The 23,568-nt window shown below is 61.7% G+C and carries 22 protein-coding genes and 2 pseudogenes; 17 read left to right on the plus strand and 7 right to left on the minus strand.

What is annotated here, in order from left to right; translation table 11 throughout:
* The 6 genes and pseudogenes from ABD059_RS06185 to ABD059_RS06210 all read left to right on the plus strand — a co-directional run.
* A pseudogene (locus tag ABD059_RS06185) lies at positions 1-265 on the plus strand (hypothetical protein); the annotation flags it as partial.
* Between the two features lie 85 nt (positions 266-350).
* Positions 351-1,076: a zinc-binding dehydrogenase gene (locus ABD059_RS06190; protein ID WP_343878492.1), complete on the plus strand. Its 726-nt coding sequence runs from the start codon at positions 351-353 to the stop codon at positions 1,074-1,076.
* On the plus strand, positions 1,073-2,464 hold the full coding sequence (locus ABD059_RS06195) for an MFS transporter (RefSeq protein ID WP_343878493.1): 1,392 nt from the start codon (positions 1,073-1,075) through the stop codon (positions 2,462-2,464). The genes ABD059_RS06190 and ABD059_RS06195 overlap by 4 nt, the downstream gene beginning before the upstream one ends.
* Before the next feature lie 113 nt (positions 2,465-2,577).
* Positions 2,578-3,150, plus strand: a complete 573-nt coding sequence (locus ABD059_RS06200; protein WP_343878494.1) for a recombinase family protein — start codon at positions 2,578-2,580, stop codon at positions 3,148-3,150.
* Between the two features lie 73 nt (positions 3,151-3,223).
* A complete protein-coding gene (locus tag ABD059_RS06205) occupies positions 3,224-6,190 on the plus strand; it encodes a Tn3 family transposase (RefSeq protein WP_343878495.1) in 2,967 nt (988 codons plus the stop codon).
* Between the two features lie 6 nt (positions 6,191-6,196).
* On the plus strand, positions 6,197-6,670 hold the full coding sequence (locus tag ABD059_RS06210) for a serine hydrolase (protein WP_343878594.1): 474 nt from the start codon (positions 6,197-6,199) through the stop codon (positions 6,668-6,670).
* A 46-nt stretch (positions 6,671-6,716) separates the two neighbouring features.
* Here the strand turns inward: ABD059_RS06210 and ABD059_RS06215 are convergent, their stop codons facing one another.
* Positions 6,717-6,974 carry a metal-sensitive transcriptional regulator gene (locus ABD059_RS06215; protein WP_343878496.1) on the minus strand — a complete coding sequence of 86 codons (258 nt, stop codon included), beginning with the start codon at positions 6,972-6,974 and terminating at the stop codon, positions 6,717-6,719.
* Positions 6,975-7,094: 120 nt separating this feature from the next.
* On the opposite strand from ABD059_RS06215, the gene ABD059_RS06220 reads away from it, so the two are divergent.
* From ABD059_RS06220 to ABD059_RS06255, 8 genes and pseudogenes are all read left to right on the plus strand, one after another.
* A complete protein-coding gene (locus ABD059_RS06220) occupies positions 7,095-7,715 on the plus strand; it encodes a rhodanese-like domain-containing protein (RefSeq protein WP_343878497.1) in 621 nt (206 codons plus the stop codon).
* Entirely contained in the window at positions 7,712-8,614 is a 903-nt protein-coding gene (locus ABD059_RS06225; RefSeq protein WP_343878498.1) for a sulfite exporter TauE/SafE family protein, read from the plus strand. Before ABD059_RS06220 ends, ABD059_RS06225 begins: the two co-directional genes overlap by 4 nt.
* Positions 8,615-8,723: 109 nt before the next feature.
* Positions 8,724-9,020: a rhodanese-like domain-containing protein gene (locus tag ABD059_RS06230; protein ID WP_343878499.1), complete on the plus strand. Its 297-nt coding sequence runs from the start codon at positions 8,724-8,726 to the stop codon at positions 9,018-9,020.
* Between the two features lie 131 nt (positions 9,021-9,151).
* Positions 9,152-10,558 carry an MBL fold metallo-hydrolase gene (locus ABD059_RS06235; RefSeq protein WP_343878500.1) on the plus strand — a complete coding sequence of 469 codons (1,407 nt, stop codon included), beginning with the start codon at positions 9,152-9,154 and terminating at the stop codon, positions 10,556-10,558.
* Positions 10,559-10,724: 166 nt separating this feature from the next.
* The gene (locus ABD059_RS06240) at positions 10,725-10,847 is read left to right on the plus strand and encodes a hypothetical protein (protein WP_343878598.1); all 123 of its coding nucleotides are present in this window, start codon (positions 10,725-10,727) and stop codon (positions 10,845-10,847) included.
* Positions 10,823-11,205: pseudogene (locus tag ABD059_RS06245) on the plus strand (MFS transporter); the annotation flags it as partial. The gene ABD059_RS06240 and the pseudogene ABD059_RS06245, both read left to right, overlap by 25 nt.
* A gap of 203 nt (positions 11,206-11,408) precedes the next feature.
* Positions 11,409-13,478, plus strand: a complete 2,070-nt coding sequence (locus ABD059_RS06250) for a heavy metal translocating P-type ATPase (RefSeq protein WP_343878501.1) — start codon at positions 11,409-11,411, stop codon at positions 13,476-13,478.
* Positions 13,479-13,561: 83 nt separating this feature from the next.
* Positions 13,562-14,191 carry a DUF305 domain-containing protein gene (locus ABD059_RS06255; RefSeq protein WP_343878502.1) on the plus strand — a complete coding sequence of 210 codons (630 nt, stop codon included), beginning with the start codon at positions 13,562-13,564 and terminating at the stop codon, positions 14,189-14,191.
* 38 nt (positions 14,192-14,229) lie between these two features.
* Here the strand turns inward: ABD059_RS06255 and ABD059_RS06260 are convergent, their stop codons facing one another.
* Together ABD059_RS06260 and ABD059_RS06265 are read right to left on the minus strand one after the other, a co-directional pair.
* Positions 14,230-14,589, minus strand: coding sequence for an ArsR/SmtB family transcription factor (locus ABD059_RS06260; RefSeq protein WP_343878503.1), 360 nt, complete (start codon positions 14,587-14,589; stop codon positions 14,230-14,232).
* A 1-nt stretch (position 14,590) separates the two neighbouring features.
* Positions 14,591-15,829 carry an MFS transporter gene (locus ABD059_RS06265; RefSeq protein WP_343878504.1) on the minus strand — a complete coding sequence of 413 codons (1,239 nt, stop codon included), beginning with the start codon at positions 15,827-15,829 and terminating at the stop codon, positions 14,591-14,593.
* Between the two features lie 238 nt (positions 15,830-16,067).
* Between ABD059_RS06265 and ABD059_RS06270 the strand changes: the two genes are divergently transcribed.
* Together ABD059_RS06270 and ABD059_RS06275 are read left to right on the plus strand one after the other, a co-directional pair.
* Positions 16,068-17,201, plus strand: a complete 1,134-nt coding sequence (locus ABD059_RS06270; protein ID WP_343878505.1) for an AI-2E family transporter — start codon at positions 16,068-16,070, stop codon at positions 17,199-17,201.
* A gap of 80 nt (positions 17,202-17,281) precedes the next feature.
* Positions 17,282-17,839 (plus strand): dihydrofolate reductase family protein, encoded by a 558-nt coding sequence (locus ABD059_RS06275; RefSeq protein WP_343878506.1) that lies wholly within the window; start codon positions 17,282-17,284, stop codon positions 17,837-17,839.
* Positions 17,840-18,240: 401 nt separating this feature from the next.
* Here the strand turns inward: ABD059_RS06275 and ABD059_RS06280 are convergent, their stop codons facing one another.
* Complete coding sequence (locus tag ABD059_RS06280) at positions 18,241-19,680, minus strand: APC family permease (RefSeq protein WP_343878507.1); 1,440 nt, start codon at positions 19,678-19,680, stop codon at positions 18,241-18,243.
* A gap of 212 nt (positions 19,681-19,892) precedes the next feature.
* Here ABD059_RS06280 and ABD059_RS06285 point away from each other — a divergent pair, with 212 nt between their 5' ends.
* A complete protein-coding gene (locus ABD059_RS06285) occupies positions 19,893-20,042 on the plus strand; it encodes a hypothetical protein (protein ID WP_343878508.1) in 150 nt (49 codons plus the stop codon).
* Positions 20,043-20,126: 84 nt separating this feature from the next.
* Here the strand turns inward: ABD059_RS06285 and nhaA are convergent, their stop codons facing one another.
* The 3 genes from nhaA to ABD059_RS06300 all read right to left on the minus strand — a co-directional run bounded on the left by nhaA (position 20,127) and on the right by ABD059_RS06300 (position 23,426).
* Positions 20,127-21,554: a Na+/H+ antiporter NhaA gene (gene nhaA, locus ABD059_RS06290; protein WP_343878509.1), complete on the minus strand. Its 1,428-nt coding sequence runs from the start codon at positions 21,552-21,554 to the stop codon at positions 20,127-20,129.
* Between the two features lie 135 nt (positions 21,555-21,689).
* The gene (locus ABD059_RS06295) at positions 21,690-21,971 is read right to left on the minus strand and encodes a hypothetical protein (protein WP_343878510.1); all 282 of its coding nucleotides are present in this window, start codon (positions 21,969-21,971) and stop codon (positions 21,690-21,692) included.
* 3 nt (positions 21,972-21,974) lie between these two features.
* On the minus strand, positions 21,975-23,426 hold the full coding sequence (locus ABD059_RS06300) for a DUF4389 domain-containing protein (protein ID WP_343878511.1): 1,452 nt from the start codon (positions 23,424-23,426) through the stop codon (positions 21,975-21,977).
* Positions 23,427-23,568: the final 142 nt, after the last annotated feature.

Raw genomic sequence — 23,568 nt, forward strand, 5'->3', positions numbered from 1 at the left:
CTCAACGTGCTTCCTGAATACATCTGATTACTCCCTGAAGAAGGATCCTAAATTCGGTGTCCAACTTCTGGGGACCACTCCATTGCTACGCCAGTATTTCCCCAAAGGCACAGACCTGTCCGTGCACTCACCCCAGCGGCTGCTCGAAGTCGCTACCGAACTCAACGACCGGCCCCGCAAAACACTCGGCGGGATCACCCCCGCACAAGCCATGGAACGACTACTATTCGAACCAGGCAAACCCATCGTTGCAACGACCGCTTAAATTCGCCGATCCCTTGTGGGGCGGAGCCGTCGGAACAGTCATCGAATCGGCTTCCGATCTGCCGGTAGGAACGGTGGTTCAGCACATGAACGGATGGCGGGAAGAGCTCACAGGCCCGGCGAACACTTTCTATCCCGTTCCCGTTGAGGTGTTGCCAGGTGCGGAGTACGTCCTGAATCAGGGAGTGACGGCGTATCACGGCATGGTGGACATAGCTGAGGTCGGGGAAGGAGACGTCGTGTTCGTGACTGGCGCCGCCGGCGGGGTGGGGTCTCTGGCCGGACAGATCGCCAAGGCCCGTGGCGCTAAAACTGTTATCGGTAGCGCTGGCAGCGCAGAAAAGGTCAAATACCTGGTTGAAGAACTCGGTTTCGACGCGGGCATTAACTACAGGGACGGCCTGGTCCAGGAACAGCTGGCCGAGTTCGCCCCGGAGGGCATCAACGTCTTTTTCGACACGGTCGGCGGCAGCCAGTTCGAGGCGGCAGTGCAGGCGGCCGCGCCGGACGCCCGATTCGCTTTATGCGGGACCCTGGCAGGGCAAATCGACGGCGGGAATGCCGGCTCACCGCGGCTGGACATCATGACCGCTATCGTCAAGCAGCTGACCATACGCCCCTTCTCCACCTTCCATACTCCTGAACAGCTCCAGGCTTGGGGAACGCACTACGGCCAATGGCTGGCTGAAGGAAAAATGGTCTTCCCCCACACGATCATCGACGGTGGATTGGAAGCCGCGCCAGCAGCACTGGACGCACTACTCAAAGGCCGGTACCGCGGCAACGTCCTCGTCCGCATGGGCGCCCAATGAGGTCACGGAAGGTCCTGCTCTTCGCCTGTTGCCTTGCCCAGCTGATCGTGGTCCTTGACAGCTCGATCCTGACGGTCGCCCTGCCGCAAATCTCTACTGACCTGGCCATGACAACAGTGGATCTGCCATGGATCGTCAACGCGTTCGCTATCCCCATCGCCGGGCTATTGCTGCTGTCCGGGAAGCTCTCCGACCGGTACGGGGCAAAACCGGTCCTGCTGGCCGGCACCCTGATCTTCACCGTTGCCAGTCTCCTCGGGGGACTGGCTCCCGATGCGGGCGCGCTGATCAGTGCAAGGATCGGGCAAGGGGTTGGCGCTGCCCTGATATCGCCGGCCACACTCATGCTTCTTTCAACCAGTTTTTCGACAGGATCTGCGCGGGCACGGGCATTCGGGCTGTGGGGGGCCGCTTCCGGCAGCGGCGGGGCCATCGGCGTGCTGGCTGGAGGGATACTGGTCGAAGGAACCAGCTGGCGATGGACTTTGTTGGTAAACGTGCCCCTCGGCGCCGGGCTGGTAGTCCTGCTGCTCTTCTTCGTTGCAGGGATCCAACCGTCCCGCTCCCGAGGCAGGCTGGATTTCGCGGGCGCGATAGCCGGGACCACCGCGGTAACTGCCCTGGCCCTGGCTTTCGCCTCCCTGGAGTCACCACTGCTGGACGTAGGTCCGGCGGTCTGGATCGCTCTAGCCGTGATCGCAGCGGGCCTATTTATTCTGATCGAGCTGAAGTGGGTTTCCTATCCGCTGCTTCCCCTCAGAAGACTCTCCGGGAAGAGCCTGTGGGTGCTGCCCGGAGCGATGTTCCTCATTGGTGGCGCGATGACCGGTACGTTCTACTTCCTGACCCTGTACTTCCAGCTACACCAGGGTCTGGCACCGCTGGAAACAGGGCTTGCTTTCCTGCCGCTGTCAGCAGCAGCGTTCATCGCCGCCGCGGCCACGCACCCCCTCAGCAAGAAACTCGGTGTTCTGCGCGCAGCCACCCTGGCCGTGATACTCATGACCGCGGCTCTCGGAACCATGTCAGGGGCCGCGCATGCCGGAAGCACGGTCATCATCATTATGGTCAGCGTGCTGTTCGGGGCCGGTATGGGGGTCGCCATCAGCACCATTGCCGACCTCGTCACCGCGTCATTTCCTTCAGAAATGACCGGCATAGCTTCCGGAGTGCTGACAACAGCCCAACAAACCGGGAACACCATCGGGCTGGCAGCCCTCGTCTCACTCGACACCGGCACCGGCACCGGTTCAACCAGCCACGGAACCCCTCTCGCCGGCGCAGCCTTCATGACCTTCGCCGCGGCTCTCTGCATCTTGAACTATTCCAAAAAGCGGCGCCGCAACCCACAGCAGCCCTCGCTCAAGGTAATCACATACGATCGTTAGCGAGACACTTCCAACCCGGTGTTGGAAACCGCGGAATCAAGAGCCTTATTTTGTAACGCTTTCCGTGTACTCGACAATGTAACGCCCAACCCGGTTAGTGATACATTTTGATGATGCGAATCGGATACGGACGTGTCTCAACACGCGATCAGCACCCCGAAGCACAACACGACGCCCTGCGCGCGGCCGGCTGCGAGCAGATATTCCTCGACACGGCCTCGGGGAAACTCGCCCGCAGGCCCGAACTCGACAAGGCGCTGCTCTCGGCCAACCGGTCCGGAGATCAGCTTGTTGTTACCAAACTCGACCGGCTCGGGCGGTCGCTGGAAAATCTCATCGAGCTCTCCAATACGCTGCAGGAGCGCGGCGTGGACCTGGTGGTCCTGGACCAGGGCATCGACACCTCCACACCCGCCGGGCGGATGTTCTTCCAGATCATCGGCTCGATCGCCGAGTTCGAACACGCACTGATGTCCGAACGGACCCGTGACGGGCTCGCCGCCGCCCGGGCACGGGGCAGGACCGGCGGGCAGAAACCAAAACTCGGTCCGCGCCAGGTCAAGCTGGCCCGCGAAATGTATGAAGAAAAGGACGCCGACGGCAAACGTGCCCACACAGTCGAGCACATCGCCCAGGAATTCGGAGTCACCAGGCCTACCATTTACCGGCACCTGGCCAAACCGTAGACGGCAGACCTTGCGCATCACAGCGCTACGGCATCCGCAGGTCACAGTCATCCAACTGAAAAGGACTTCATAAATGGCCGTGCGTTCTTTGCTCACCGCTGCCGAACGCGGTCAGATCCTGGCAGTGCCCACCAATGAGGAGGACCTGGTAGCCCGCTACACACTGAGCGAGGCGGACATGTCATTGGTTCGGCAACGCCGCGGAGATGCCAACCGGCTCGGTTTTGCCATCCAACTGTGCCTGCTGAGGCATCCGGGAATCACGCTGGTCGACGACACCGAGATACCTCCGGAACTGGTTACTTGGCTGGCCTCCCTGCTAGATATCCCGCCCGAGGCCTGGGACGAGTACGGGACACGTGAGGAAACGCGGCAGGAACACGGAAGGGAGATCCGTAGGTACCTGGGCATGTCGACGTTCGGAATCACGGATTTCCGCCAGCTCGTGGAGCACGTGGGTGATGTGGCCGCGCAAACGGACAGGGGCCTACTCCTGGTCGAAGCAGCGCGGGACTTCCTGCACTCAAGGAGGGTTGCCTCGCCCGGGGTGGGGATCATTGAAAGGGCCTGCGCGCAGGCCCTGACCCGGGCGAACCGGCGAATCCACGCCACCCTATGCGGCCACCTCTCACTGGAACACCGGCGGCGTCTGGACGGCTTGCTGCTTCGCCGCCCCGATAGTTCCTTGACTGAAATCGGCTGGCTGCGGCAGGCCCCGATACGCCCCAACGCCAAGGCCATGAATGAGCACATCACACGGCTCGCGACCTGGCGCGCCCTCGATCTTCCTTGGGCCGCCGGCAAACTGGTACACCGTAACAGGCTCCTGAAGCTGGCCCGCGAGGGCGCATCCATGACCGCGGCAGACCTTGCCAAGTTCGAGCCCGGACGCCGGTACGCAACCCTCTTTGCCCTGTCCGTGGAAAGCATGGCTACCGTCACCGACGAAATCATCGAGCTGCACGACCGAATCATTGGCCGGATCATCCGTACCGCCCAGAACAAGCAAAACCAGTACACCCTGGCCTCCCGCGCCACCGTCGCAGCCATGATGCGCCTGCACTCCAAGCTCGGTGATGCCCTGATTGAGGCCAGGGAAAACGGCGAGGATCCCTTCGCCGCGATCGACACAGCCATCGGCTGGGAATCCTTAGCCGAAAGCACCGCCCAAGCCAAGGAGCTCACCCGGCCGGCCAATGAGGACCACCTCGCCCTCGTCAGCGCCCACTTCACCACGCTGCGCCGCTACACCCCGGCGTTCCTTGCCGTCCTTGACCTCCAGGCAGCCCCCGCCGCACAAGACCTGCTGGCCGCCATCAAGGTCATCCGAACCCTGAACGCCACCGGCGCCCGAAAGATCCCGGACGATGCACCCACTTCGTTCATCCGGTCCCGGTGGAAGCCGCTTGTTTTCACCGTGACCGGCACCGATCGGGGATTCTACGAGTTCTGCGCCCTCACGGAACTCAAGAATGCGCTTCGGTCCGGGGACATGTGGGTCACCGGATCCCGCCAGTTCCGCGATTTCGATGACTACCTTTTGGCCGGCCCCGATTACACGGCCATGAAGGACGCTGGGAACCTTCCCCTGGTCACGACAGACGGCGGCGAACGCTATCTCCCGGGCCGCCTGACCCTGCTCAGTGAACGGCTGCACCAGGTCAACGGCCTGGCATCCCGCGACGAACTGCCCGGGGTGTTGATCACCGCCAACGGCGTGAAAATCACCCCGCTCGAGACGATCGTGCCAGAACACGCCCAGCCCTTGATCGACCAGGCCAGTGCCATGTTCCCGCGGATCCGGATCACCGACCTGTTGATGGAAGTTGATGGGTGGACAGGGTTCACCCGCCACTTCACCAACCTCAAGTCCGGCCAACCCTCCAAGGACAAACAACTCCTGCTCACTGCGATCCTGGCCGATGGAATCAACCTTGGACTGACGAAGATGTCCGAGTCATGCACCGGTGTCACCTACGCCCAATTGGACCGCCAGCAGGCATCCCATATCCGGGATGAAACCTACAGCGCCGCATTGGCGGAACTGGTCAATGCCCAGCGCGCACACCCCTTCGCAGCCCACTGGGGCGATGGCACCACCTCCTCCTCGGACGGGCAGCGCTTCCGCGCCGGAAGCCACGCCGAATCCACCGGGCATGTGAACCCCAAATACGGGGCCGAGCCCGGACGGCTCATCTACACGCATGTCTCGGACCAGTACTCGCCCTTCCACAGCAAACTCATCAACGTCGGTGACCGAGACGCGACCTACGTCCTGGATGGGCTGCTGTATCACGAGTCTGACTTGGCGATCCAGGAGCACTACACCGACACCGCAGGATTCACCGACCATCTCTTTGCCCTCATGCAGCTGCTCGGCTACCGGTTTGCGCCCCGAATCCGCAACATCGGCGACACCCGCCTCTACACGCCCAGCAACGGCGCCGACCTGTCGACGTTGACTCCGCTGATCGGCAGCACCATCAACACGACAACCATCACCGCACACTGGGACGAGATCCTCCGGCTGGCCGCATCGGTCAAGACCGGCACCGTGACCGCATCCTTGATGATGCGCAAGCTCGGCGCCTATCCGCGCCAAAACGGGCTCGCCACTGCACTGCGGGAACTGGGAAGACTGGAACGGACCCTCTTCCTGCTGGATTGGCTCCAGGATCCCGGCTTGCGCCGCAAGGTGACGGCCGGGCTGAACAAGGGCGAGGCCAGGAACACCCTGGCCCGGGCGGTGTTCTTCAACCGGCTCGGGGAGATCCGTGACCGGTCCTTCGAGCAGCAGCGCTACCGGGCTTCGGGGCTGAATCTTCTCACCGCAGCCATCGTTCTCTGGAACACCGTCTACCTCGACCGCACCATCACCACCTTGAAACAGGAGGGCAACGCCACAGACCCTGACCTGTTGCGGTTCCTCTCACCCCTGGGATGGGAACACATCAACCTCACCGGTGACTACACCTGGCCACGCAACAACCGGATCAAGGCCGGTAAATACAGGCCGCTACGGCGCTCGTCTAAACCTTAGCGTCGGATATTTTACTTTTTCACAAGCCACCCCAATAACAGTGACAACGATGCCTGGTTGCTCCTGATGCAGTCGGTTGGTTACCCGGAACTGACTGACTACGCCGAGTCCATAGGTGTTGCCTATGATCCCGAAGAAAACCTGCTGACCGCCGCGGATATGGCACGGGTGCTGACGATGCTCCATGAGGGGGAACTGCTGAACCAGCAGAACACAGCCCAGCTACTGGGCTACATGCAGGAAACGAACAATGAGGAGCTCATCCCTGCAGGATCCAGTCTGGAGGTCACGGTCCACCACAAGTATGGACTATTGGGTTCAGACCTCCACGACGCTGCGCTCCTGACCCATGGCGATTCCACCGTTGCCCTGGTGATTTATACCAGGAACACCGGTGACGGCAGTGCAGCCGACCAGGTCCAGCTAATTCGTTCCTTGACCCGTGCCGCTGAGGATGCCCTCTTCGCTCCTGAGGCGTGAGTGACTGCGCCTTCACAGGCCATGGCAGAAAACCTAAGCTGGCGGGCTAGGCGAGGGAGAGGAAAAGCTTCTCGAGTTCTTTCCTGTCCATCGTGGCATCCTCGCGAACGATGCATTGCTCAAGACCACTGGCAATAATGGCGAAGCCAGCCCTATCAAGAGCCTTGGAGACGGCGGCCAATTGCGTCACGATATCCTTGCAGTCCTTGCTCTCCTCAAGCATGCGCGTCACAGCGGCGAGCTGACCCTGCGCACGTTTGAGTCGGTTGACGACCGGTACTAATTCAGTCGAATCAAGTTGCATGAGATCTCCAAAGGCTTAGATTGGGTACGACCTATCGTATACCCCCTGGGGTGTTTTGCATACCCATGGGGTATCTGTAATACTCGGTGGGGTATCCACGACATCCTTTGAGAGGCACACATGACTCCTGTTTCCACGTCTACTTCCATCACCGCGCTCGAGCCGGGAACTCTGCGTGAATGGGCCACCGAGCATCAGGACCTCGTGGTGATCGACGTCCGCTCCGCCGCCGAGTTTGAATCCATGCATATCCGCGGCTCCTACAATGTGCCGCTGCCATTGCTGTCAGAGCACACCGATGAGCTTGCCGCCCGGCTTGCCTCTCGTGTTGTACTGGTCTGTCATTCCGGCACCCGCGCCGAACAGGCCCGCCAGCGGCTGGCAACCTCAGGTATTGACACCGCCTATGTACTGACCGGTGGCGTTCCAGCATTTGCCGCCGTCGGTGGAGATGTGGTCAAGGGTAAGGACCGCTGGGACCTGGAGCGCCAGGTCCGTCTCGCAGCAGGATCTCTGGTGCTGGTGGGCCTCACTGGAGGCAGATTCGTATCACCGAAAATCCGTTTGCTGGCCGGTGTCATTGGCACTGGTCTCACCTTCTCGGCCGCAACCAACACCTGCGCGATGGGGAAAGCCATCTCGACGATGCCGTGGAACAGGGCTGCTGTCGATCCCACGCGCGAAAGTGCCATCCTGACACTCCCCGTTACTAACGCCGGAGATGAGACCACAGCCTCATGACCACCACCCTGGTCCTGGTTCTAGCCCTCTCTGTGGTGATCGGGCTCTCCCTCGGCGTGCTGGGGGGCGGTGGGTCGATCCTCACCGTCCCCATCCTGGTCTACGTCGCCGGCTTTGAGGCCAAGGAGGCTATAGCCGCGTCCCTGTTCGTTGTCGGCGTCACCTCAGCGGTCAGCGTCATCAGTCACGCCCGTGGGGGCAGGGTGATGTGGCGCACCGGCTTGATCTTTGGCGCGGCCGGAATGGTCGGCGCGTTTGCCGGCGGGCTGCTGGGTGGCCAAATCCCGGGACAGATCCTGCTCATTGCTTTTGCGCTCATGATGGTCGCCACCTCCGTCGCGATGCTTCGTGGACGTAAGAAAAAGTCGACTGACAGCGGTGAGCCGGTCAAGCACGAACTTCCTCTCGGCAGAGTGCTGCTGGATGGGGGAGTGGTGGGGCTGGTGACTGGACTAGTCGGCGCAGGCGGCGGATTCCTCGTCGTTCCAGCGTTGGCCTTGCTTGGTGGCTTGCCGATGTCGATTGCCGTCGGTACCTCGCTCGTCGTCATTGCCATGAAGTCCTTCGCCGGACTCGCTGGGTATCTGACGACGGTGCAGATCGACTGGGGTATCACCCTGGCCGTGACCGCAGCGGCCGTCGTGGGTACCCTCATTGGCTCCAGGCTGGCCGGGCGAATTCCCGAGGTGGCGCTACGGAAGGCCTTTGGGTGGTTCGTTCTGGCAATGGGCACTTTTGTACTCATTCAGCAGGCGCCCGCTGACCTGCAGTGGTTCTTGGTTGCCGGGGTTGCCGCACTCGCGGCAGTCGGCGTCGTGGCCTGCTGGTTCTTCCTCAAATCGTGCCCCCTTCGCAAGCCTGACGGTCCACGACGCGAGAACGCCTCATCGCCCGCCTGAATCACAGCCCACGCCAGGCGAGACCTGTGGGCCCACCCGCAATCCAATCGTTCGGCGGGGAAGACCTGACAGCTGCCACACCCCAATTGAACTATTGAAGGAGAATATCATGGCTGAAATCACCATCCACGAGGCCGACCAGCGCCGTTCGGAGTCGATCATTCTCGATGTTCGGGAGGATTTTGAGGTAGCCGAGGGCATGATCCCCGGGGCGTTGCATATCCCGATGGGCGAGTTGCAGGCGCGACTGTCCGAACTGAATCCCTCGGTTCCTGTGATCGCGGTGTGCCGGAGCGGCAACCGCTCCGCACGGGTTGCCGACGCGCTGAACGGCGCGGGATTTACTGCCGACACGATGGCCGGTGGAATGTCCGCCTGGACCACGGCCGGCCTTCCAACTACCTGACCCATCCCGCCGGCGGCCGCCATGGGGGCGTGCTGCACGGCGTAGAGCAGAGAAGAATTTTGCCTTGCCATATACCCCTAGGGGTATTACAGTTGTAGTAGATCACGACCACGAACGAAGGAGATCAGCAGATGCTTATCGAGCGTATTTACGATGAAGACCTTGCCCAGGCCAGCTACCTGATTGGCTGCCAGGCCAACGGCACCGCGGTAGTTGTCGACGGCCGCCGCGACATTGCCGTCTACCAGGATCTGGCCACAAAGAACGGCATGGAGATCATTGCCGTCACTGAAACGCACATCCATGCCGACTACCTCTCAGGCACCCGCGAACTCGCGGCCGCCACCGGTGCGAAGATTTATGTCTCCGGTGAAGGAGGCCCCGACTGGCAGTACGAATTTGACGGCGAACGGCTTTACGACGGTGACAAAATTGTCATCGGCAACATCACCATCGAGGCCGTTCATACTCCCGGGCACACCCCGGAGCACCTGTCCTTCCTGGTGACGGATGGAGCTTTCAGCTCCGAACCCGGCTTCCTGCTCTCGGGAGACTTCGTCTTCTCGGGGGATCTGGGACGCCCCGATCTGCTGGATGAGGCAGCGGGAGGTGTTGATACCCGATTCGAGGGCGCCAAGCAGTTGTTCACCAGCCTGCGGGATAAGTTCCTGACTCTGCCCGACTATGTCCAGGTCCACCCTGCCCACGGTGCCGGCAGCGCGTGCGGCAAGGCGCTCGGGGCAATTCCGTCCTCCACCGTGGGGTACGAGCGCCTGTACGCCTGGTGGGGACCGTATCTCGCAGCCAACGACGAACAGGGCTTCATCGACGAACTTCTTGATGGGCAGCCCGATGCGCACGCCTACTTCGGTCGAATGAAGAGGGAGAACCGTGAAGGTCCAGCAGTTATGGGCCAGCGTGCACCCTTGACGGAGCTGAGCAGCGCCGACGTCGCCGCAAGGCTGGCCGACGATCAGGTCACCTTCATCGACACCCGGTCACATACCGAGGTTCATGAGGGCACGGTTGACCGCTCCCTGAACGTTCCGGCTGGCAAGTCAGTGGCAAGCTACGGAGCATGGGTGGTCAACCCGGAAACGGACAAGAATCCGCTGGTGCTTCTCGCCGCTGACCAGGAAATGGCGCAGGACCTGTGGGATCACCTGGTCCGGGTAGGCATCGACACGGTTGATGGTTACGTCACCAGCATTGACGGGCTACCCACAAGCACGCCGAAGCTGATCCAGCCGGGGGAATTGGACGATGTCGACGCCGCCATGGTGCTGGATGTCCGCAACCGCACCGAACACACAGCCGGGCACATCCCCGGCTCGCACCAGCTCAGCGGCGGCCGTCTCATGTGGCACCTGGATGAACTGCCACGTGGGGGAACCATTGTCACGTACTGCCAGTCCGGCGTGCGGAACTCCGTGGCGGCTAGCGGCCTTCGTCGCGCAGGCTACGACGTCGTCGAACTCGACGGTAGCTACGCGGGATGGACCAGCTGGAAGCAGCAGGAAACTGTTTCCTCCAAGTAGACAGAGCTAGCTCAGTCCGTGAGCGGTGGCGGCGGCACGGTCAATCCGGCCGCCGCCACCGCATTTAACCTCGGGCATCGCCCCGTGACAGGAGAATATTCGTGTAACCCGGCAGAAACTCGTCGCCACCTAAACAAGGCGCTGCACTCTTGGCCAGGAGCGGACAGTGCTGCCACTGCTGGCCGAGAGAGTCCTCCACCTCGACCTGTACACCTCCGCGCTGACCTACATTCTTGCGTTCGGTCTCGCCAAGGCTGGAACCAACGGGACAAATCGCTGTCCTCAGTGAGGCAGGCGGGCAGGGTGAACAACCTGAACGATGGTCTCGCCTGGGGTTTACTCCCCATCCTGTCGCCACAGCGGGTCTGAGTCTTGAACGGATCGGTATTTTTGCTGCCGTCTATCCAGCTGTGTGGGGGGCCGGGCAACTGATAGCCGCCGTGGTCATGGTCGCCGCTGGAACTGGCTTCGGAACCTGGCTTGCCGCCGTCACTCTGCTTGGCGCAGGCACTGCAATGGTCTATCCAACCCTGCTGGCAGCGATAGGCGATGTCGCGCACCCCGAGTCCTACGGTATTCCCGCTGCTGTTGCGGTCGTCGCGCTCGTCACCGCGCTCTCGGGGCTTGTCGTCGCGCTGCGGATGTGAAACAGCGATCACCATGCCACACCCACCCTTGACCTATACCCCTAGGGGGTATAGTGTGATGGGTACCGAGCGGGAAGTCCGAGCCCAAGCGGGCCGCTTACTCCCTGAAGGTCCCTTGATGCGGCTGTCGCCCGCGGGATGACTGCCGGGCGCTCCACCCGTTGACACTTAAATGACACCATCGCGTTTGTTAGGGGACCATCATGTCCAGTACTCCAACTGCCGATCCAGCCCCGACGGTGAAAAAGGGCGAGGACCACGAGGTGCATGCCCAGGGTGAGCATGCGGGGCATTCCACTGCAATGTTCAAGAACAAGTTCTGGTTGAGTTTGGTCTTGAGTGTTCCGGTGGTGTTGTTCAGCCATATGTTTGCCACGATCGTCGGCTACACGCCACCGGATTTCCCGGGTGCCATGTGGATCTCACCGATTCTGGGAACCATCATTTTCTGCTACGGCGGTGCCCCGTTCCTCAAGGGTGGGGTTTCTGAACTTAAGACCCGGCAACCGGGCATGATGTTGCTGATTGCGATGGCCATCAGCGTCGCGTTTATTGCCTCCTGGGTCACGACCCTCGGGATTGGAGATTTCAATCTGGACTTCTGGTGGGAACTGGCTCTGCTGGTGGTCATCATGTTGTTGGGGCACTGGATGGAAATGCGTGCCCTCGGATCCGCGGCGGGGGCATTGGACGCACTGGCCGCGCTGCTGCCCGATGAGGCAGATCGGGTCACCGATGCGGGGATCGAAACTGTCTCCGTGAGCTCACTGGCCACCGGCGACGTGGTTTTGGTCCGTTCGGGTGCCCGGGTGCCTGCAGATGGCGAGATCATCGACGGTGTGGCCGAGTTTGATGAGGCGATGATCACCGGGGAATCCCGCACGGTCCACCGTACGGTCGGTGAGGTGGTGGTCGCGGGAACGGTGGCAACCGATAACGCGGTCCGGGTGCGGGTGACCGCCGTCGGGTCCGATACCACCCTGGCAGGGATCCAGCGCCTGGTCGCAGAGGCGCAGGCCTCGTCGTCGAAGGCGCAGGCCCTCGCCGACCGGGCCGCGGCTCTGCTGTTCTATTTCGCACTGGTCGCCGGCATTCTCACGTTCATCGCGTGGATCTTGCTCGGGAGCCCCGATGATGCGGTCATCCGCACAGTCACGGTCCTGGTGATCGCCTGCCCGCACGCCCTGGGTCTGGCGATCCCGCTGGTGATCGCCATTTCGACGGAGCGCGCGGCGAAGGCGGGTGTGCTGATCAAAAACAGGATGGCGTTGGAGCGCATGCGCTCTGTCGACATGGTGTTGTTTGATAAGACCGGCACTCTGACCGAGGGCCGGCACGCCGTCACCGCCACCATTACGTCCGGGACGATGTCTAATGCGGAAATGGTGGCGCTGGCCGCGGCGGCCGAGTCCGACAGCGAGCACCCGGTGGCCCGCGCCATCGTCAACGCAGCCCTCGACACGCCTGAAGCGGCAGGGTTCGGTTATCGGGGGAGTGACTTTTCGTCAATGACTGGGCGCGGTGTCCGGGCGATGGTGAACGGTTCCGAGGTCACCGTGGGTGGTCCGAATCTGCTCAAGGAACTGCAGTTGGGGACACCTTCGGACATGAGAGATGCCGTCCAGGAATGGGTTGGCCGCGGCGCTTCTGTGCTGCACGTGGTCCGCGACGGCGCCGTGATTGGTGCCCTGCGGCTCGAGGACCGGGTGAGGGATGAATCCCGGGCCGCCGTGACAGCGTTGCAGGACCGGGGCGTGAAGGTCGCGATGATTACTGGCGACGCACGTCAGGTGGCGGACGCGGTCGGGGCTGAACTTGGTATTGATGAAGTCTTCGCCGACGTTCTCCCGCATGACAAGGACTCCAAGGTCGCCGAGTTGCAGTCCCGTGGCCTGAAAGTCGCGATGGTCGGCGATGGTGTGAATGACGCCCCCGCGTTGGCCCGGGCAGAGGTCGGGATTGCCATTGGGGCCGGGACCGACGTCGCGATGGAATCCGCTGGCGTGGTGTTGGCGGGCAACGATCCGCGGTCCGTCCTGGCGATGATCGATTTGTCCCGGGCCAGTTACCGGAAAATGATCCAGAACCTGGTGTGGGCGACGGGATACAACCTGATCGCTGTGCCCCTGGCTGCTGGGGTGTTGGCCTTCGCCGGTTTCGTACTCTCGCCCGCGGCTGGTGCGGTACTGATGAGTATTTCCACCATCGTCGTCGCGTTGAACGCGCAACTACTGCGCAGAATCGACCTCAGCCCCGAACGCTTCACCACTTAGGGCTCCGGCCCCGAGCAACAAGGTGCCCCTCAAGGGCACTGTTACAGACTATTTCAGCAGATATTTCTAAGGATCGGATCACCATGAAGCGTTACCTATTTCTTCCCGCTCTGAGTATGGCCGCCGTTATTGGTGTGGCTGGGTGCAGCAGCGACACCAACACCCCGGCCGCGGGCTCTTCGGCTTCTGCCGAACAGGGCATTGCTGCCGAGTCCGGTGCTGCGGTGTCCGCCGAGCACAATCACGCGGATGCCATGTTCGCCCAGATGATGATTCCCCACCACCAGCAGGCGGTGGAAATGAGCGACCTAATGCTCGCCAAGGACAACATCAGTGCGGATATCAGCGATCTCGCCAGCAGGATCAAGGCGGCGCAGGGCCCTGAGATCGACGTCATGACCAGCTGGCTCGAAGCATGGGATCGACCGGTCATGCCCGAGGGCGGCATGGCCGGTCACGAGATGGGCGGGATGGGTGGGATGGACGGCATGCTGGATGAAGATCAGATGGCTGACCTGGAAGCGGCCGAGGGCGACGAGGCGGTCGGGTTGTTCCTGGAATCCATGATTGAGCACCACGACGGGGCGGTGGACATGGCCCAGGAGGAAATCGACAACGGGGAGAACCCTGCGGCAATCGCCCTCGCCGAGACCATCGCGGAAACCCAGCAAGCCGAAATCAAGGAAATGGAACAGCTCCTCGCCGAACTCTAACCTCGTCGGCTGCGTTGATTGATCCGGGGGAGAGGGTCTCAGTCGTGGGTGGGCTCGCCAGTGACTCGGTGGTCGGCATGATTGAGGCCCTCCTGCACGAGCCGGGCCAGGTGTCCATCGACGATGCTGTACACCACACTGCGGCTCTCCTTGCGGGTGGTCACCAGGCCGGAAAACCGTAGCTTCGCCAGATGCTGGCTCACGGAGGTCCGTGATGCGCCAGTCTGGTCGACGAGTGAACTGACGTCGTTTGGGGCCTGGGCGAGGATCCACAGGAGGTGCAGCCGGGTCGGATCGGCAAGCATCCTGAACACCGCTGCGCCCGCTTCAAGGCGAACCTTGTCGGGGACGCCCGGATGGTGCAGGCTCGGCTTCGGGCCGCTCTCACGATCGATCACCTTACCGGGCTTTCTGTCTAGCCGAAATCTTTGGGGGACCCGGGTGCGGGTCGTCGGGCCACAACCGCAACGCGGCCACGGTCCCCAGTGTAGCGAGAGCAGCGAGGACTCCCGCAGCGGCGGGTTGCCCCCAAACCGCGCCCACCCAACCGGCGATGGGGTAGGTGGCGATGAAGCAAGCGTGGGACAGTGAGAACTGGGCGGTGAAGAGGTAATTACGGGTGCGGTCAGTAGCGGCACGGCGGAGCAGCCGCGCCGACGGCGTATTGATCATTGAGGTGCCGGCGCCGAGCACCGTCCACAGAGTGAGAAGTAGCAGCCAGGATTGTTCCGTCCAGGCGACCACCGCGGCGGCGGCGATCGCGAGCGCCAGGACGACGCCGCCACTCGCCATCATGGTGCGGTCCGTTACCCGTTCAAGGATCCACGGAGCGGCTAGCGCAACGACCATGGAGCCAGCGCCGTAACAGGCGAGGGCCACAGCCAGATCAGTAGTGGACCCACCGAATACGTCCAGGGCGTAGACGACGGTATTCACCAGCACCAAAGCCGTCCCGCAGGCCACCACCAGGTTCAAAGCCATCAAACCACGCAGGGACGGGACGCCGAGAAATATCCGGGTACCCAAAGTGGTCCGGTGCAGCAGAGTTCCGGTCCGATCCGCTGCCGGTAGCAGCGGCAGCGTGGTGGTCAGCACAATGACCGCGGACAGCAGGAACCCGGCCATCGTGCCGACGAACAGGTTGTGGTAGCTCATGATCGTCAACAACAGTGCAGCGATCAGGGGGCTCAGCAGCGACTCCAGATCGTAGGCCAGTCGAGAGAGCGAAAGGGCTCGGGTGTAATCCTTCTCCTGCGGCAGAATCACCGGTATGAGGGCCTGAAATGCAGGAGTGAAGGTGGCTGATGCGGATTGCAGGAGAAATACCAGCACATAGATCTGCCAGACCTGGTCAATGAAGGGCAAAGTGAGTGCGATAGCGGCGCGCATGAGATCCGCTGCCACCAGAACCGATTTGCGGGGTAGCCGTTGAACCAGGGCAGCCATGATCGGAGCCACGAAAACGTAGGCCAGCATTTTGATTGTCAACGCGGTACCCAACACCGCACCGGCTTTCCCTCCGGCGAGATCAAAAGCCAACAGGCCCAGTGCCACGGTCAGCAAACCCGTGCCGAGCAGGGCGAGGATCTGCGCTGTGAACAGCCTTCGATAGGCAACAACCCGGAGAACCTCAAGCATGCGAATCCCGTCCATTAACCTCTAGTGAAAACCCGTCCGTCAAGATATAGCATCACGTGCACACACATGCACACTTTATGGCGAGCAGGCTCGCTCCCGTTGAAGCAGCCAAAGGTTGAGCGTGCCGTCTCCGGGTATCCGTGGAAGTTGACGACACCACCTGGATCGCCCGCATCGGGTGATGCCACTGCGGTTGGTCCGACCAATACTGGGCAAACCAACGGATTCGGAGGGCGGAATGGTGTGGCGGCGTAAAAGAATTCGGTCCGATTCCGCTCCCGCAGTCGCGGCACCGCATGAGATTCTTTCCACGCCACGGGGCGGTGAGGTATCAGCCCCGTCCTACCGGTCTGCGGCCATCCTCGCCGGGCTAGGTGGGGCCACGGTCACAGTGTTCGGCATCTCCGCCATTCAGGGGTTCTTTGCCCCGGTATTTTTGGCGCTGGTCCTCACGATTTGTGTGCACCCGTTGCGCCTGAAGCTTGAACGTCATGGAATACCCCAGGGGGTCGCCACCGGCACAGTAATTGCAGCGGTCTTCACCCTGCTTGCCGCATTTGTTGTGGCGCTCGTGATGGCGTTCGCGCAGTTCGCAGCCCTGTTGCCACAGTACGCTTCGCAGATCGAGGAGATCGGCCAATCGATAGCCACCATGCTGGCTGCCATCGGGCTCGATCAACAACAGATCCAGGCGGTCGTTTCGAATCTGGATCCGGGAAGAATCGTCGCCGTTATCGGTGGGGTCCTCGGTTCAGTCACGGGCATGACCTTCGCGCTTGTCATCATCCTCACCACGCTCATCCTGATGGCCATGGACGCGACAGCTATTCCAATGGTTTTCAGTAAATTGACGCCGGATCACTCTGCAATGGTCGAGGCTCTGCAGTCTTTTGCCATCGGGGTGCGGAAGTATCTGGTCGCCACCACCGGTCTGGGGATCGCCCAGGGGGTTCTCAACTGGCTGGCACTGCTGCTGCTCAGTGTGCCGGGTGCTTTTCTGTGGGGTCTGCTGGCGTTCCTCTGCAGCTTCATCCCGAACATCGGCTATTTCATCGCCATCGTTCCGCCGCTGGTGTTCGGCTTTTTCGTTGGTGGGTGGGGCACCGTCGTCGCAGTCGTCGTCATCTACGGCGTGATCAACCTCGTTGTGCAGTCGATAGTCCAACCCAGGATCGTGGGGAACGCGGTCGCCCTCAGCCAGACAGTCACCTTTGTCTCCGTTCTGTTCTGGGCGGTGGTGATTGGCCCCATCGGGGCAATTCTGGCGGTGCCGCTCACCCTCCTGGTCCGAACAGTCCTGATCGATTCCGACCCGGCAGCACAGTGGTGGCGGCCCATTATTGGTGGCTTCAGCCAGAAACGTGACCCATAAGTGGCCCAACTGGTTTCCCCTTCTGCGGGCATAGGGAGTCCTATGCTTGGCACAGACCCGTTCGGATGCGAAGGACACTGATGGCAAAGCTCATCTACTCAATGATCACCTCACTTGATGGTTATGCAGAGGCAGCGAATGGCGACATTGGCCGAGGAGCAGAAGACCAGGAAGTGCACAGTTTTATTGGGGATATCTTCCGCCCAGTCCGCACTTTCCTCTACGGCCGGCGGATGTACGAGACGATGGTTTTCTGGGAAACAGCACACGCTGAGCCGGATGTGCCGCCGCATATAGCGCAGTACGCCCGCGATTGGCAGGCGGCCGAGAAGATTGTCTACTCCACAACACTTGAGTCGGTGTCCAGCACAAAGACGCGGATCCAGCGAACCTTCGATCCGGAGATGGTGCGCAAGCTCAAAGCCGAGTCTGATCACGACCTCAGCGTTGATGGTCCACATCTCGCGGCCCAGGCCATTGCTGCTGGCCTGGTGGACGAGTATCACCTGTTCATCACCACCAGCGTGGTCGGCGGCGGCAACCGGTTTTTTCCGACCGGTGTGCGACTGGACCTGGAGTTGGTTCAGGAGCGTGCGTTCTCGTCAGGGCTTATCTACGCTCGCTATCGAACTCGCTGACGCCTCCTGTGGTGATGTCACTCACCAGCCGCCCCGTCGGGGCGTGTGACCCTTGCGGGCGTCGTCGGGCATTGCCATTTCTGCTCGCAGACCAAGGAACCGAATGGGACGACCCGCTTCAAAGGGGCACCGGTTGGCTGTAACGTCAGCCATCCGGACGAGTGGAACAACGCCCTGATTTCGTTCCTACAGGGGTAGGTAGCCAGAGGTGACTCAATGCGAGGTGATCCGCCTACCCCGTTTGTCGGCAGGCGGATCACGTCGTTGTGGTAACTCGTCGTCGGGCATCCGTGCGGGAGTGAGCCGATTGTGGGGCGGTGATGAAGCTCCCCTGACCTGGCTGGGCCGGCGTCCTTTCGGTGACGGACCCTAAGGCGACTGTGCGCAACCTTGACGTGGGGCTATCGACCCTTCCGGCCCAACGTTGCCAGGAGGTCCTCTTCGGCATCGGCTCCGGGCTTGATACCCGTCGGGATCCGGAACAGGAAGAACAGGCCGAGCACCCACCAGAGCCCGAACAGGATCCACGGTGGGGGAGTGAGGGCTGCGGGCATCCCCGGTAGGTACAGGCTCAGCAGTCCTACGCAGAGCACCACCGCAGCGAAGCCGATGATGACTCCACCATTTCCTGCACCACCGACCCGCAGGGGCCGGTCCATGGCTGGTTCCTTGCGGCGCAGAATGATGAACACGATGGCCACCAGGAGGTAGGCGATCACGATACTGGGGGCGCCTGAGTCCACGAGCCAGACCAGCATCGCCTCACCGAAGAACGGCGCAAGGAACGACAATCCGCCGATGAAGAGCAAAGCGTTGACCGGCGTGCGGTACTTCGGGTGCAGCACGCCAAACCATTTCGGGAGCATACCGGACCGGGCCATCGAATACATCAGCCGGGACGCGCCCAACAGCAGCGAGTTCCAGGACGTCAGGATCCCGGCGATACCGCCGGCAATCAGGATCTTCGCCATTACATCCGTGCCAAATAGGGCACCCATCGCATCTGCGGTCGCGATATCCGCCTGAGCGATCTCGTTGGCAGGCATTGCTGAGGACGTGGTGAGGACCGTCATCACGTACCAAATGGTTGCGAGGACCACCGCGATCACTACCAGACGGCCAATCTGTCGCGGTGGGATGTTCACTTCCTCAGCGGACTGCGGGATGACGTCGAAGCCGACAAAGAGGAACGGCACCACTACCAGCACGGCGAAGTATCCGCCCATCCCTCCGGTGAAGAAGGGTTCCATGTTCTCGGTTGACCCACCGGTAAAGGAGCCAAAGATCAGCATTAAGCCGATGATCAGCAGCAGCAGCACCACGAAGGTCTGGGCCACACCTGCCAGCTTCACTCCCCGGATATTGACGCCGGTGATGACGACGGCGGCGACGGCGCCGACCAGTGCCCAGGTGAGATGCACCTGGCTACCGGCGATCTCCCACAGCGGAACCTGATTCAGGTCCGGAAAGAGGTAGAGAGCGGTGCGGGGGAGTGCCACCGCTTCGAACGCCACGATGGTGACGTAGCCGCCGGTGATGGCCCACGAACCGATGAAGGACCAGCGGGGACCCATCCCTCGCAAAAGGAAGTTGTGTTCACCGCCTGCTTTAGGCATCGCCGCGGTGAGTTCGGCGTAGGTCAATCCGACGACGGCCATGATCACTCCACCGGTGATCATGGCGAGGGTGGCGCCCATGGTTCCGGCGTCGGCGATCCACCCCCCGGTCAGCACCACCCACCCGAACCCAATCATGGCGCCGAAGCCCAGTGCTAGAGCGTCCCAGTTGCCGAGGACTTTCAGGAGCGAAGTTTCCGGCGGTGTCGATGGTGCTTTGCCCATGGTGCCTCTTTCTTGGTGGATCAGTGGCGATGAGGAACACAGTAATACTGATTGGTCCATGAGTCTGCAGCGAGTCCAAAAGTTACTTGTGGCGTCCGGCGGGCCGATTCCGGGAGCTTATCCGCGGGCCATCCGCTGAAAGGTCAGCGGCGAATGGCATACTCTTCTGTACTGCGGGGGGACCCTCCGCCGACGTTAACCATGGGGGAAACATGGATCACAGTCCTAACTCTGCGCCGCCCGGCATCACCGACGAGCCAACAGACCTCACCGAGCCGACGAAGACGCGGCACTCCAACGATGTCCGGGTACTGGACGCACCACCCTACGCGCCGAACTTCCAGCCCAAGCACTGGCCATGAACCTCCCGGAAAGGGCGCGGCGGTTAAAGTGATCAGGCGATTTCCGTGCCACGGAAATCGCCTGATCACACGGTTCGGCCGGGGTTATGCGTCCCGATTCTTGTGACGTGGGTGCGTGCTCTGGTTGCCCGGCGCGGCATCTTCTGCTGCAGGAGCGGTCACTGTTTCGTTTGCGGGATTGTCCTGATACACATCAGGGATTCCGTCGCCGTCGTCGTCGACGCTTTCCTCAGCCTCAATCGCCTTGTAGCGCTTGTTACGTGCCCGCAGGATTACTGACGCAATGAGCGCCGCAACAATAGACGCCGTGAGGATGCCGACCTTGGCATGATCATTGGTGGAGCCGTCTGGGGCGAAACTCAAATCGGCAATCAGGAGGGAAACGGTGAAGCCAATTCCCGCGAGGAGCGCCACCCCGATCAGGTCCACCCAGCGCAGGGCCGGGTCGAGGTTAACCTTGGTGAGTTTGGTGAGCAGCCAGGTGGTCCCGACGATGCCGATCGGCTTGCCGATCACCAGACCAAGAATGATCCCGAGCGCCACCGGATCGGTGACCGCTGAAACAAACCCACTCCAACCGCCGACGGTGACGCCTGCAGAGAAGAAAGCGAAGACCGGAACGGCGAAACCTGCCGAAAGTGGTCGGATCCGGTGCTCGAACAGCTCCGCCAGGCCCGGCCCCGCATCGGGTCCGGCGGTGGCCTTTCGATGAAGCACGGGGACCGTGAACCCGAGCAGAACTCCGGCAACTGTCGCGTGGATACCACCGGCGTGGACGAGGGCCCAGACGACAAATCCAATAGGTAGCAGGATGAACCAGGCGGCGGTCGGTTTCAGGTGGAAAAACTCGCGATACTTCTGCGCTAGCAGGGCGTATAGCGCCAGCGGGATAAGGGCCAGAAGCAGCGGGGTGACCTGGATGTCGTCCGAGTAGAAGATGGCAATAATGGAGATGGCGATGAGATCGTCAACCACGGCGAGCGTCAACAGGAAGATCCTGAGCGCGCTGGGCAGATGTGATCCCACAATGGCCAGCACTGCGACGGCGAAAGCGATGTCGGTGGCGGTGGGAATGGCCCACCCGCGGAGGGTCTCCGGGCTGAAGATGTTGATGCCGACATAGACCAGCGCTGGAACGACGACGCCGCCGACTGCTGCAGCGACCGGGACTATCGCCTTGCGTGGGTTACGCAGATCCCCGGCGACAAATTCACGTTTCAGTTCGAGGCCAACGAGGAAGAAGAACACAGCCAGCAGCCCGTCGGCTGCCCAGGCGCCGAGGCTCAGTTCCAGATGCCACGGCTCGTACCCGAAGGTGAAGTCCCGCAACGCGAAGTAGCTATCGGCGGCGGGGGAGTTGGCCCAGATAATTGCTGCGGTAGCAGTGATCACGAGGAGGATACCGCCAACGGTTTCCTTCCGGAGGATCTCGCCGACTCTGAGTGATTCTGAGTACGTGCCGCGGCCGAGCAACCCGGATTTGGGTTTGGGCTCGGTGGTGGGGTCTGCCATAAGTGAAGCTCCTGGATTGGGGTCGACAAAGATACTGCCGACCAGACTTCCCGGCTCACCTTCGCTTAAGTCTACCGGTTCCCGCAGCTGATCAGGTCAAGCCAATGCCAATCTCAGCCGCTGTCGTATGGTGATTCAGCGGTGTTGGCTTTTCCTCCGGGTAGCGATCCGGCGGGTGAGATCGGAAGCGGCCAGGACGGCAACAGCAATGGAGACGGCGATGAGGGCGAGCATGAAATACAGTCCAATCAGAGTGGCCATTGGTGACTGCGCTTCGCGCAGCATCGCCAGTCCTCCTACCAGTCCGACAATCCAGAAAGCCACCACGCAGGCCAGCACAACTACCGCTGGCAACCAGTCCCGGTTAGCCCGCAACCACCGCCAGGCGCCAGCAGTCACCTTGTTCAATTTCTCCATGCCTTATAGTGCGCTCTGAGGCGGCGGGACAGCCGCTGGGACACGTGTCGACTCGGTCACGTTTTCGATGTCCTGATCCAGGCGGAAAGGTGGGTACTCATCACGCATCAGGGAGCCGTAGGCCAAAACCCGGTAGGCCCACCGATTCAACCCAATGATGAAAGCGAACAAAGGCCGCGGATAGCTGGCGGTGAAGAGCAGGGCCACCACCCCGACGAGCACCAGCAGCCCGAGCAAGGACAGGCCGCCGGTGGCATCATACTCGCCACTTTGCACCTGCCACCCCCAGGTAGCAGAACCGGTCATCGCCGCCACGATGAGCAGGTGTGGGATTAGAAGCAGCCAGGACTTGATGAGCACAAGCCCTCGCGAGAGCCGCTCCGGATACTCCACCACGATGTCGGCTGGATAATCGGCACGTGCCAAAGTGAATGGGGGATACCTATCGGTGCCCGCGGCTGCATAGGCGTAGAAGGCCACCCGCCAGTTCCATCGCAGCACGCCCACGTTGAAATTGAAGAGCGCGCGGGGGTAGCGGCCGGTGAAGAGGATCGCGAAGAACGCCACCACGGTGGTCACGGCGAAGGCAAACCAGAGGAAGAACAGCACGAAGAAGTGTGGAATGGCCAGAAACCATTTGACCAGCCACATCCAACGGGACAGAGCAGGGTCAAGGTGCCCGACGAGGTGCACCGGATATGACGGCGGTCCGGCAACAGCTCCGGCAGTGGGTGCGGTCGCCGGGGCTGCCCGACGCGGCCTGGGCTCGGTGCCGGATTCGGGCTGGTTGCGTCCCAGCCCGATGGCGCCGATGACGAGCAGAGGCAGACCGATGGCCAGGGTCACGAGGCCAATAATAAGGACAATCGCCCCGGCGGGACGAATCAGTTCGGATCGAAAGCCAGCCTGAAGGTCGACCGAGAAGCCGGGCGAAGCATCGGCATTCATGACGACGACGGTCCAGTTGCCGGGCTCGATATCCCAGGTGAGTTCCTGCTCTCCCGGCCCTGATGCCGAGGCAGCCCAAAATTCCTGGGAGCCCGGCTCCGCTGGTGCTGTTGACCCGGAAATGTTGCGGTAGACCGGACGGAACGGATCGAAGTCGACCTCCCGCAGCTCTGTGCGGTTAACCTCTGAGAGATACTCGTCGACCTCATCCTGGGGTGCCAAGCCAATGAAAATCTCAGCATCAGGTTCGGCGGCGGCGCGCAGCCTCAACGTCCCGACGTCGAACGGGAGGCGTTCCGGGGTGCCCTCGCCAAATGCCTCAAGCCGCGGCGAGACAAGCGCATGGGAGGCGACGGCGTAGCGTTCAGTCGACGAGGTGAAGTAGCCGTCGTCCCGCTGATCAGAGGCAACCCACGCGACGGCGATTCCCCCGGCTGTCATCGACGCGCCGATGATCGACAGGATGATCCCGATGATGAGCATTGCGATTGAGCCCGCTCTGTTCATGGAAAACTCCCCTCCTGCCGAATGGCGTCCTGCCGTCCTGTGCTTTCGCCTAAGCGTGTTGGCGGACCCATATCGCTCGATAGGGTCGAAAGTCCCAAGAATGGTCGGTGACCATCTGCACAGGTCGCGGCAGCTCTATTCG

This window comes from Arthrobacter flavus (assembly GCF_039526005.1).
In the GTDB taxonomy this organism is placed as follows: domain Bacteria; phylum Actinomycetota; class Actinomycetes; order Actinomycetales; family Micrococcaceae; genus Arthrobacter_D; species Arthrobacter_D flavus.